Genomic DNA, 12073 nt, shown 5'->3' on the forward strand with positions numbered 1-12073 from the left:
CACCGGAACCGCCCGCGACTGCCTTGCGGCGTTCCGGCATCTGCTTGCTCATCGACTGAAGACAGCCTGCGATCATCGACGACGCGCTTTGCCGGACGCAATCTTGCGCTGCAACACGCTGACCGCCTTGCCGTCGTACTGGAGGCTGGTGTCGGTCTTGGGCTCGAGAGCACCGGCATCGTCGCGCGGGCCATCGACGAAGCGCACATTGATGGTGCGTTTGGCCTGCATGCCGGTCCAGCTGCCTTCGCGCTTGCCGATGCTCAGCTCGCCCTTGGCCTGGTTCCATACCAGCGGAATGCGGCTGAACTCGCCCTTTTCGTAGCCATAGCCCTTGCCATCGTCTTCGTACAGCGAGAACTGGCCATCGGCGCCGGTGTAGACCACCACGGTCAGCGGCGCGTCGGGTTTTTGATCTACATATTCCTGCACAGGGCCGGTCGGCACGATGGAGCCGGCACGCACGAACAGCGGCATGCGTTCGATCGGCGCGGCCGCTTCGATGGTCTGGCCGCCGTCGTAACGCTTGCCGGTGGCGAAATCGAGCCAGCTGGTGCCGGCCGGCAGATACACCTGACGCGAGGTGGCGCCGAAGCGGGTCACCGGTGCGACCAGGAACGCCGGTCCGAACAGGTACTGGTCGTTGATGTCGCGCGCCTTCGCATCATTCGGGAAGTCCATCATCATGCCGCGCATGATCACGCCATCGCGCTGATAGGTATCGCCGGCCAGGCTGTAGATATACGGCAGCAACGCGTAACGCAGGCGGTTGTAGTAGGCCATGCTGTCGTAGAACGGCGTGCCTTCCGGGGCGATGTTCCAGATTTCGCGGTACGGGAACTGGCCGTGCGAGCGGAAGATCGGCACGAACGCACCGAACTGGAACCAGCGCGTGTTGAGCTCGCGCCATTCCGGCAGATGCGCCGGGTCCTGGTTCTCGTAGCGCTTCTCCACCGCAAACCCGCCGATGTCGAAGGTCCAGTTGGGCAGGCCCGACAGCGCCATGTTGACGCCGGCGGAAATCTGGTCGTGCATGTCGTCCCAACGCGACACGATGTCGCCGCTCCACACCGCCACCGCATTGCGCTGGGTGCCGGCATAGCCCTTGCGCGAGAGGATGAACACGCGCTTGTCGTCAGCCGCACGGTCGCCTTCGTAGACGCCATGGGTGTGCGGCAGCGGGTAGGAATTGAAGTATTCGGTGGACGAGCCCAGCGCGGTCGGCGTGGTGCGTGCCTTGCGCTCGCCGATGTCCAGGTTGGAGTGCACGTCCGGCTCGTCGGCGTCCATCCACCACGCATCGAAGCCCTTGCTGTTGAGCTTCTCGTTGACCTGGCGCCAATAGATCGCCTGCGCCTTCTCCGAGTACGGGTCGTAGAACGAGTTCTTGTAGCCCTTGGCGATCCAGTCCAGCTCATTCACTTCCACGTTGCGCTTGTACATGAAACCGGCGGCATCCAGTTCCTTGTAGTTGGCGGTGGTCGGATAGAACTTGGGCCAGATCGAAATCATGATCTGCGCGTGCATGTCGTGCACGGACTTGACCATGCCATCCGGATCCGGGAAGTGCTTCGGGTCGAAATCATGCGACCCCCAGGCGTTTTCCGGCCAGTACGACCAGTCGAGCACGATGTTGTCCAGCGACAGCTTGCGCTTGCGGTACTCGGCCAGCACGCCAACCAACTCATCCTGGCTTTTGTAACGCTCGCGGCTCTGCCAGAAACCATAGGCCCACTTGGGCAGCATCACCGACTTGCCGGTGAGTTCGCGGTAGCCGGCCACGGCTTGGTCGTAGGAATCGGCCGAGACGAAGTAGTAGTCGATCATCTGGCCGGCTTCAGACCACAGCGAGAGATCTTTGGCTTCGGCTGCCGGCAGCGGGTCGCGGTGCAGCAACGCGATGTAGCTGGGGTCGATCAGATCCCATTCGACCTTGACGGTGTGGCGCTTGCCCGGCTCCAGGTCCAGCTTGAACTCGTGATTCCACGGGTTCCAGTTCTGCCGCCAGCGATCGATCACCAGCTTGCCGTCGACGTACAACTTGGCGTATTCGCTCGAATACAGCGAGAAGGTGTGCTCGCCACCGGTGAGCGCTTCGATCTCGCCCTCCCAGGTGACCTGCATGCGGCTGTCCTTGTCCTTGGTGATGGCCTTCTTCGGGAACTTGGTCAGGTCGCTGAGGTACTGGTAGTTCACCTCGCTCTCGCGACGCTCCAGCACCTGCTTGCCGTTGATGGCATAGCGTGCGGTCAGTGCGCCGGCCTTGCCCTTGGCGTCGTACAACTTGAGCGTCTTGGGCAGCGGCTGCAGGCCGCGCGGGTCACCCAGGCGGCTGATCGAGTTGTTGTCCCACAGCAGGCCGTAGTTGCGGCTGGACACCAGGTACGGTACCGCCATGTCGATGTTGTTCTGCTGCAATTCGACATTGCGGCCCTTCTGATTCATCCAGCCCTGCTGGTGCTGGCCGAAGCCATACAACGCTTCGTCATCGGGCGACTGGAAGCGCTGGCGCACGCTCAGGTACTGCTTGCCTTCGACCTTGAGCGGGGCAAAGCTGCGCCCGCCGGCCACTTCAGACAGCACCGGCTTGCCATTGGCATCAGCGAAGCTGACATGGCCGTCGACGGTGGACACCGTGGCGGTGACCTTGCCGGTCTTCAGCTGCACGCTGTCGGCCTGCTCGGCCACCTGGAAGGCGCTATCGCCCTGCACCGGCACGCGCATCAGGCTGGGGCTGCGTGCGAAGTCGCCGTCCGGATCGGCACTGACGCGGATGATGCCGGCATCGACCACCTGCAGGCGCACCGGTGCGGCGCCCTTGGCGCTCGGCACCACGGTGACGCCATCGGCGGCCTTGCGCACTTCCTGCGCATGCGCGGCATTGGCCAGCAGGGCCAGCGACAACGCCAGGCAATGGGCAAGCGGTGTACGTCGGTTGGCAGGCGCGGTGCCGGCGGAACGGATGGTGGTTTGCATGGTCACTCCCTTTGAATTTCGAAACGCTGCCGCGGGGGCGGCAGCGCATGGGTTGCTGATTATTTGTAGGTGGCGAGCTTGATCTTGAGCAGCTGTGGCACGCTGGAAAAATTGACGCCGTAATCGGTCTGGTCGCCGTTCCAATTGCGCTGGAACTTCCACTGGGTGTCTTCGTACACGCCTTCCTCGACACGGTCGTAGAACATGTTTGCGGTGGCGTCGCTGGCCGGGTGCAAGGTCACGCGCACGTGGTAACCGGTGACCAGAAATTCGTCCGGGCCCAGCTCGGCGATCAACGCCGCACCGATCGGTTCCGGGTTGCCTGGCGGCTCGCCCTTGAACCAGAACTGTGGCACGCCGTAGGTGATGGTGGCGCTCCAGCGGTCGTTGAGCTTGAGTTCCTGCACGGCCTGGCCGGGCTCTTCGGCGGTGCCGTGCAGCTTGCCTTCGGAGGCGGCCTTGGCGAACGGGCGCATGCCCATGCTGACCGCCTGGAAGCCGAGCGCGAACGGCGCCAGCGTTTCTTCGTTGACGTGCTTGGCGCCCAGCGGATAGTTGGAGTAACGCGTGTAGTCCATACCGAACGCCGACCAGCCGATGCCGTTGTGGCCCAGCGTGGGATACAGGTAACGCGCGTATTCCTGGCGGTTGCCGGTTTCGGCCACGAACAAGGCATTGTCCGGGCGCGCGTAACGCTCCAGCACCGTGGTGTACATGCGGTATTCGGGCATGTAGATGTCCGGCGCCAGCAGATCGATATGCGGGCCGGCCGCCTTCCAGACATCGAGCACGTTGTCGGTGGGACCACCGCTGGCGTACTGACCGGGCTGTCCCGGATTGAACGGGCCACGCAGCGCGGCATTGACGTACATCGGCAACGGATACTCGGCCTTGCCGGCTTCGGCGACCTGATCGATGTAACGGCCGATCGACCACGCATGGAAGATTTCATCGGCATCGGCGCCGAACACCTGCGCCCAGCTACCCGGCTGCTTGTTCAAGCGCTTGAGCAGTGCCTCCGGTACCGGGCCGTCGAAGAGTTTTTGCGCCATCGGCGAAAAGTCGCGCACGCTGCCGTAGGTGCCCGGCTCGTTTTCCGGCTGGATCATGATCACGGTGTGTTGCGGGTCGACCTTTTTCAGGTGCTGCATGAAGGCGACGAACGCCTTGCGATCGGCATCCAGCGTGGCCTGCGCATGCGGCGACAGCGACCCGATCGCCTTGCCCTCGCGAGTGATCACACGCGGGAAGCGCTGGTTGTCGGCCTTGACCCACAACGGCGCGTAGGCCGGGCCATTGTTTTTCCAGGTCGCAAACCACAACAGCACCAACCGCACCTTGTGTTCGCGCGCCTGGCTCAGCAGCGTGTCGACGAAGGAGAAATCGAACTTGCCTTCTTCCGGCTCGACCTGTTCCCAGGCGATCGGCACCTGCGCGGTGTTGGGGCCCAGCACCTGCATGGCCGGCCACACCTTGTCCATCACGCCGGGATAGTTGCTGGAGTTGTTGACCTGCGCGCCCAGGATCAGGAACGGCGCGCCGTCGACCATCAAGGCATGCTTGCCGTCCTTGCTGACGAACTGCGGCATCGCTGTCTGCGCGGCCGGCGTCTGTGCGCTGGCCGGCGTTGCAGCTGCGGTGGTTGCAGCCGGCGTGGAGGCGGCAGGCTTAGCTGCATCGCCCTGCTCGCCGGACTGGCACGCGGCCAAGGCCAGCGTCAGCGCGGACAGCAGCAGCGGACGCAGGCAACGCCGCGCGTTGGAATACGTGATGGCATGTGCAACGGGGGAATACATGGACATAAGGCTCCGTGTCACCAGGTATCGGTGCGGAATGGGGAAACAGGGAGGGCGTCGCGATTGATCAGGTTGGCGTCGTCGGGGTTCTCGCTCCAGCCGTAGCGCACTGCAACCGGTGCAGGCACCGCATCGCTCTGCACGCTCACCCGATCGCCGTCGATGCGCGCGGTGGCCGGATGGAACTGCTTGTCAGCACCAGCGACACGCAAGCCCTGCACTGCACCGCCGCCACGTACCTGCAGCGCACTGCCCTGCAGGTCGAATGTCAGCACCGCCTTGCCATCTTCAAACCTTGCCCGCTTGAACACCGGCGCGCTGTACACCAGCGTTTCGCCGTACGCCACGTGCCGCGCCGCCAGCGCCAGACGATGGCCGACATCACGCTTGTTGGTGGGATGGATGTTAGTGGGGTTGCCGATATCGATGATCACCGCCTGCCCGGTCGCCGGCAGCGCCAGCGTCTTGGACTGCGACTCACGCAACAGCGCCCACGGGCTCAGCTCGCCCTTGTCGCCGCCGGCCTTGAAGTTGGCCAATTGCACCCACAAAAACGGCAGCGCCTTGGCACCGCGCTCGGCACGCCATTGCTGGATCATCGCGGCGAACTGCTCGCGATACGCCACGGCTCCGCTGTCGGTGGCGTTGGTTTCACCCTGGTACCAGATCACGCCCTTGACCGGGAACGGCTGCAGCGGGTGGATCATCTGGTTGTAGAGCAGTGTCGGCAGTTGGTTCTTGTTGTCGACCAACGACACGCGCACCTGCGCCGGGCGGAATTTCCAGCCGCTAAGCGCGCGCTTGGCGCCATCGTTGGTCTGCACGAAGCGTTGCTCATCCGGGCCGTGCATGCCGCCACCGCCGCTGAGGTCTTCCACCCGCACGGCGATGTGATTGACGCCGGCATGCAGTGCCGCCGCAGGCACGCTGTAGACGCGCGGCAGATTCCATTGCTTCTCGGTCGTGCCTACCTGCTGACCGTTGACGTAGGTGATGTCCGAATCGTCGATCTGGCCCATGCCCAGCGTGATTCCGGCCTTGGCCTCGGCAGCGCTCAAGGTCACCGTAGTGCGGTACCAGGCAATGCCGTCCATGCCGTCGTACCCGCTGGATTCCCACTGCTGGGTGGTAGGGATGCTGTCCCAATCGCTGTCGTTGAACTCGGCGTTGCGCCACTGCGGCATGTCGCCGTCGACCTTGGGCCAGCGCGCAATGCGCTTGCCGGTGGCAGCCTGTGCGGCAGCGTCGCGTTGCTTGATCGCCTCGATCGCGCCCTGGTTCTGCTCGGCATTCAAGCCCAGCGATGCGGCATCCATCCACGCCTCGATCGCACTGCCGCCCCAGGTGCTGTTGACGATGCCGATCGGCACGCCAGTGCTGGCGCGCAGCTCTTTGGCGAAGAAATACCCCACCGCGGTGAACTCGCCGGCAGTGGCCGGCGTGGCGGCCTTCCACTCGCCACCGGTCAGGCGCGCTTCCGGCTGCACCGACCACGACTTGGGCACATTGAAGTGGCGTAACTGCGGGTCGTTGGCGGCAGCGACCGCCTGCGGGCCGTCGCTGGCCTGCGCCAGCGGCCATTCCATATTCGATTGCCCGCTGGCCAGCCATACATCGCCGACCAGTACGTCGCGCACCTGCAGCTGCCCACCATCGCCCTGCACGCTCAACACGTACGGGCCGCCCGCCTTGTGCGCGGGCAGGCTCACCTTCCAGGCGCCCTGTGCGTCGGCTTTGGCGGTGGCGCGCTTGCCATCGAAGCTGACCGTGATCGCGGCATTCGGCGATGCCCACCCCCACACCGGCATGGGCTGGTCGCGCTGCAACACCGCGCCATCGGCAAACAACAGCGGCAGGGTCGGCTGGGCCAGCGCGAGCGGGCTGGCCAGCACCAGACCCAGCAGGCAGGCGCGGCGAACGAGAGGTGCGGTCATGCGGTGATCTCCAGGAACAGCGCGGCCGGTCGGCGCGCAACGAGGCGATAGGGAATGCAGCGGGTCAAGGTACGGCAGCGCGATGCCGCGCGCAGGCACGCAGCGCTCATCGTGGATCACCGTAAAAAATGCCACGGCCACCGGTGGCGAAGTAGACGCGGCCAGGTCGTCGTGGGTCGCCGGTGACGCTGTAAGGCTTGCCGAAACGGTGCGCATCGTCGTTGATGCGCAGCCACTGCGCGCCGTCGTCGTCGGAGCGGAATACGCCATCTACACCGGCCACACGCCCGGCCAGATACAGCGCTGGCGGTGCGCCATCGCGCAGTGGTTTGCCGATGCCCAGCGAGCGCGCTTCGTCCGGCTTGGACAGGGTCTGCAAGCGTCCGTTCTGCCAACGCATCACGCCCAGCGAAGGGCTGGCCAGATACACCACGCCGGCACGCCAGGGGTCGGGCCGCAGCTGCGGACGCACACGCTCATCGCGTGCAGGGTTGCCGACCTGGTGCCCGATATCGCGGAAGCTGGCCGCGCCATCGGTACTTTCGTAAAAGCGTCCGCTGACGGTGTCGGCGGCATACCAGCGCTGCGCATCGACGCGGTCGGCCACCACCACCGCCGTGTCGGGCAGCCCTTGCACGCGCTGCCAGTGCTTGCCGAAATCGGCAGTACGCCAATTACCGCCGTTGTTGGGCGTCCAGACCACCCGCGATGCATCGGCTGCAATGGCAATGGTGCCCGCACCCTGCCCGGCCGGTGGTTCACTGGCAAACGCGCTCCAGTGCGCGCCACCATCGCGCGACAGCAGCGCGCGGATCTCGTTGTGGCGACGGTCGCGCACGGTGCCGCTGCGCACCAGCGTCAGCGGCGCCTGTCCTGAAGCATCGATGCTCTCGCCGTTGGTCAGACGCGGGCCGGCATACTGCAGCTGCGCGGTATCCAGAGTGTCGTGGCGAAACCCATCGATATCGCCCAGCGCGCTGAGCAGAGGCGCGCCGGCCATCGGGCTGAGCAAGTCCAACGGCACGGTCTCTTCCAGCCCCCGGTCCTGGAACCACCACTGCAACGGTTGCCGCGTGCCGGCGAAGTCGCGCAGATTGCGCGAGGCCCAGATGCCGTAGCCGGTGACAAACAGCGCGTGGTTGCTGTCGAACGGATCGATCGCCAGTGCGCCGATCCAGTGCGGTGTCGCCTGCGCGGTCCACGGCGCGGCGCTGTGATCGAACACCGCATCGGCCAACAATGGCGTCCAGTGCTTGCCGCCGTCGACGCTGCGAAACAGCTCATCGCGCGGCGTCCGCCGGCGGAAGGTACTGGCCAGGAGCACCTGTGGATCGTGCGGGTCCACCGCCACCGCGCCCCAGCCAAAACCATCGCCAGTGGCCGGCTGCGGAATCGGGCTGATCTCGCTCCAGCGCCCCTGCGCCGGGCTGTACTTCCACAGCGCACCACCGGCCATCAAGTCCGGGCCGGGCTGATCGCCGTAGCTGAGATACCACTGCCCATCGCGCCCGCCGTCCATATGGCTGGGGCGCAAGCCTTGCGGCTGCCCGGCCACCGCCGACCACGTGCGACCGGCATCGTCGGACACATACAGGCTGGTGTGTGCGGTGGAGACGCCAACGTAGATCCGTGGCGTGGGACTGCCAGCGCGGCCGCTGGCGGCGTCGAACACGACAAAGGCAATCCCCACCGCCTGGTCGCGTCCGACATGGTTGCGCGCGGTGGCACTGGCCAATGCCTCGGCAGGAAATCCGTCCACCCGCGCCCAGTGCGCGCCGCGATCGTCGCTGCGCCACAGGCCTGCATCGCGTGCGCCCAGCAACAGCACACGACCATCGTGCGGGTCCACCGCCAGCCGTTCGCCGTTGGCGCGGCCCAGTTGATTGCCGCCCAGTTTGAACGGCAGATCGGCGCGCTCGAAGCTGCGGCCGCGATCGAACGAACGCAGCACCGCGGCATTGCCGGCGCGCGCGTGCATATAGGTCCCGGCCGCCAGATAGATGGCGGCGGGATTGGCAGGGTCGATGGCGAACGCATCGATGCCCATCAGATTCCAGTCGTCGGCGCCCAACCAATCGGTCAGTGCCACCCACTGTTGCGCACGCGCATCCCAGCGATATGCGCCACCGACATCGGTGCGCGCATAGGCAAGATCGCGTTCGGCGGGATGAAACAGCACACCGGTGACAAAGCCGCCACCGCCAATGGCCACGCTGCGCCACTGGTACGGCCCCTGCGTGACGGGCTCGGCCGCGTGCACGTGAGACGTCATGAAGAGCAACACCAGCGTCAGGCAAACAGCTGTCAGCCACGCATGTGCTGCGAAAAGGCGGCGCTTAGTAGGCGGATCGATCATGGCGATCATTCCTCCGGCTCCCTTCGCGATCGACGGCAGCGCCATCGATAGGAAAAACACCGGTCCAACGAGCTGCCTGCACAGCTCGCCGGACCGGAGACGCACTTCCTACGGCGCGTTCTACAGGCTGGCCCGCAATGTCAGGCCATACCGACGATCGTTGATCACAAAGTCGCGGTAGCGCGACTCGTTACCCAGGTAGCTTTCGCGACGGGTATCGAGCAGATTCACGCCGTCCAGCGAAATCGACCACACAGCATTGATGTTGAAACGCAGCGAGGCATCCAGCTGGCCGAAGCCCTTGTTGTAGACCGGCAGATTGCCGGTGCCGTTGCCTGCGGTGGTCACCAGCCAGTCGCTGCGCCAGTTGTAGGCCACACGGCCCTGGAAGCGCGAAGTTTCGTAGCTGAGGATCGCGTTGTAGCTGTTCTTGGACAGGCCTTCCAGCGGCACCGTCAACGACTGGCCGTTGGTGTCGGTGGCAGTCGGGCTCGGCGCCTCGCTGTCGACGTAGGTGTAGTTGGTCTGCACGCCGAAGCCGCTCAACCAGCCCGGCAGGAAGTCGAAGAACTGCGTGTAGCCCAGTTCCGCGCCGCGGATCTTGCCCGAGTCGCCATTGACCGGACGGGTGATCTGCCATACCTGGCCGTCGTACACCTCGTTGAAGACGGCGTTGGCGATGAAGCCTTCCACCTTCTTGTAGAACAAGGTGCCGTACATCATCGAGCCCTGGCCGAAGTACCACTCCAGCGCGGTGTCGAACTGATCGGCCTTGACCGCTTCCAGACTCGGATTACCCGCGGCACCGGTGAAGGTCGACGCACCATTGGAGGTGCCGGTGCTCAGGCTCAGGTTCGGATTGAGGCGATCGAAGGTCGGGCGCGAAATGCCGCGCGAGGCCGCAAAACGCCACTGCAGCTGATCGCTCAGCATCCAACGCAGGTTCAAGCTCGGCAGCACGTCGGTGTAGGTCTGCTGTGCATCGACCGGAATCAGACCGCCGCCTTCAGCGTCGGTGCCGGTCCGCACGCCCTGCGAGCCGACTTCGGTCCGCACCACGCGCACACCGATGTTGCCGTCGAACGGGATGTCGCCATCCACGCCGAAGCGCAGCACGCCGTAGGCGGCGTAGGTCTTCTCGTTCTGCGTGTTGATGTTGTTGGGCGCAAATTCCAGCGGGGTGCCGCCAAAGGTCGCAAGCGTCTGCTCGTAGTTACCCACGGCCACATCGGATGCGGTCAAGGTCGGGCCGAAGGTGCTGCTCTTGCCACGGAAGAAGTCGGTGATCGGGTTGGTCACGACGCCAACGGTGGGGAACTGCGAGAACGGTGTGCCGGCGCATCCGTTGATGCACATGAAACGGAACACGTTGCCCTTGGTCTCGGCATCGCGGTCGGTGTAACGCACGCCGGCCTTGAAGCTGCGCACGAAATCGCTGTCGAACGCCAGATCCATATCCGAACGCCAGGCGAATTCGGTGCCCTTGTTGTCGTCCTTGTTATCCAGGTGCCAGCGCCAGCCGTTGTAGTTGTCCTGGTTGGCCAGGAAACCTTCGGCACCGCTTGCATCGGTCACCGACAACTTGGGCAGGTCGCCGCGGAAATCGATGTTGAAGAACGGCGTGTTGTTCAAGCCGGTCGCCACGATGTAACGCGTGCCGGTGGTGGTGGCATCGACATACTGGAAGTCGGTGCTCAGGGTCAGCTTTTCGTTGACCGTCCACTTGGCGCCCAGCGAGTAATCGGTGGTCACCGAATGCCGCTCGGTCAGGCTGGTGTTGGAGTCGGCCGGCACGTTCTGGAAGGTGCCGTTGACGAACTCGTTGCGATCGTTGATCTGGATGCCCGGCGTGCCCTGCATCGGGTTGGCACCGGTCAACGCGAAGAACGAATAGTCGTGCCAGCTGAAGTCATAGTCCGAACGCAGTACCTGCGTATAGACCTCGACCGCATCGTTGGGACGCCACTGCATCGCAAACGCGCCGGTCTTGCGCTCGCGCTCGCCGACGGTGGTGTTGATACCGGCGCCGTGCGGCACCGAGATCTGCTGGCCTTCATAGCCCGGCAGATCGGTCTGGGTGTACCACGGCTCGATCGAAATGGTGTCCTGGCGGAACGGGCTCTTCTGCTGCGAGTAGTTCACCAGGATGCCGATCTCGCCGATCCCGGTCTGCCAGCGATCGCTGAACAGGCCCGAGAACGCCGGCTTACCGTCGTCGGCCAGGTCGTAATGGTTGTACTGCACGCTACCGGCGATCTTGCGGCCGTCGTAATCGAACGGCAGACGCGTGCGCAGGTCGACGGTGCCGCCCAGGCCACCTTCGATCATGTCGGCAGATGGGTTCTTGTACACGTTGACGCCGCCAAGCAGCTCGGCCGACACGTCTTCGAAGCTCAGGCCGCGGCCGTCGTTGGCGGTGAAGATGTCACGGCCATTGAGTTCGGTACGCACCTGGGTCAGACCGCGGATGGCGATCGAGCTGCCCTCGCCGTAGTTGCGCGAAATCTGGATGCCGGAGATGCGCTGCAGCGCCTCGGCGACGTTGTTGTCGGGCAGCTTGCCGATGTCTTCGGCGACGATCGAATCGACGATCTGCTCGGCGTTCTGCTTGACCAGCTGCGCCTTGGTGACGCTGCTGCGCGTGCCGGTGACCTGCACGGTGTCCAGCTGCTGGGTGGTGGCGTCCGATGCGGGCGCGGCAGTGGTGGTCGCATCCTGCGCGTAGGCCTGCGCGCTCAGCAGCGTGGCCACACTGATGGCCATCACGGAGCGGCGGAAATCACGGATCGAACGCTGACCCACAGTCCGGCCTGCCGGAATGTGGCGATATTGCACTGACATGGTGCTCCCTCCCAGGACGCATGTACTACTCGTTTTAGCGGGCCGGTGCGCGAACGCCCTGCCCGTCGTTGTTGCTGGCCCGCATCTGCCACCCGGCAAGACCGGAGGCGCGGATGCGTGGTCGCCCTGGCGGGCAGACCTGCGGCTGCGGCGGGAGCATAGGGCGCGGC

5 protein-coding genes are annotated in these 12073 nt (G+C 64.8%); all 5 read right to left on the bottom strand.

The genetic code is table 11. The annotated features are described in order from the left end of the window. Positions 1-72 precede the first annotated feature (72 nt). The 5 genes from ABQZ00_RS11020 to ABQZ00_RS11040 all read right to left on the bottom strand — a co-directional run bounded on the left by ABQZ00_RS11020 (position 73) and on the right by ABQZ00_RS11040 (position 11903). Positions 73-2976, bottom strand: coding sequence for a TIM-barrel domain-containing protein (locus ABQZ00_RS11020; protein WP_323538315.1), 2904 nt, complete (start codon positions 2974-2976; stop codon positions 73-75). Positions 2977-3035: 59 nt separating this feature from the next. Beyond that, on the bottom strand, positions 3036-4778 hold the full coding sequence (galD, locus tag ABQZ00_RS11025; RefSeq protein WP_503064274.1) for a GH35 family beta-galactosidase GalD: 1743 nt from the start codon (positions 4776-4778) through the stop codon (positions 3036-3038). Between the two features lie 11 nt (positions 4779-4789). Continuing rightward, positions 4790-6706, bottom strand: coding sequence for a sialate O-acetylesterase (locus ABQZ00_RS11030; RefSeq protein ID WP_323538314.1), 1917 nt, complete (start codon positions 6704-6706; stop codon positions 4790-4792). A gap of 106 nt (positions 6707-6812) precedes the next feature. Continuing rightward, positions 6813-9071: a sialidase family protein gene (locus ABQZ00_RS11035; RefSeq protein ID WP_323538313.1), complete on the bottom strand. Its 2259-nt coding sequence runs from the start codon at positions 9069-9071 to the stop codon at positions 6813-6815. A 111-nt stretch (positions 9072-9182) separates the two neighbouring features. Next, the gene (locus ABQZ00_RS11040; RefSeq protein ID WP_115527624.1) at positions 9183-11903 is read right to left on the bottom strand and encodes a TonB-dependent receptor; all 2721 of its coding nucleotides are present in this window, start codon (positions 11901-11903) and stop codon (positions 9183-9185) included. Positions 11904-12073: the final 170 nt, after the last annotated feature.

Source organism: Xanthomonas sp. WHRI 10204 (assembly GCF_040202875.1).
Lineage (GTDB): Bacteria > Pseudomonadota > Gammaproteobacteria > Xanthomonadales > Xanthomonadaceae > Xanthomonas.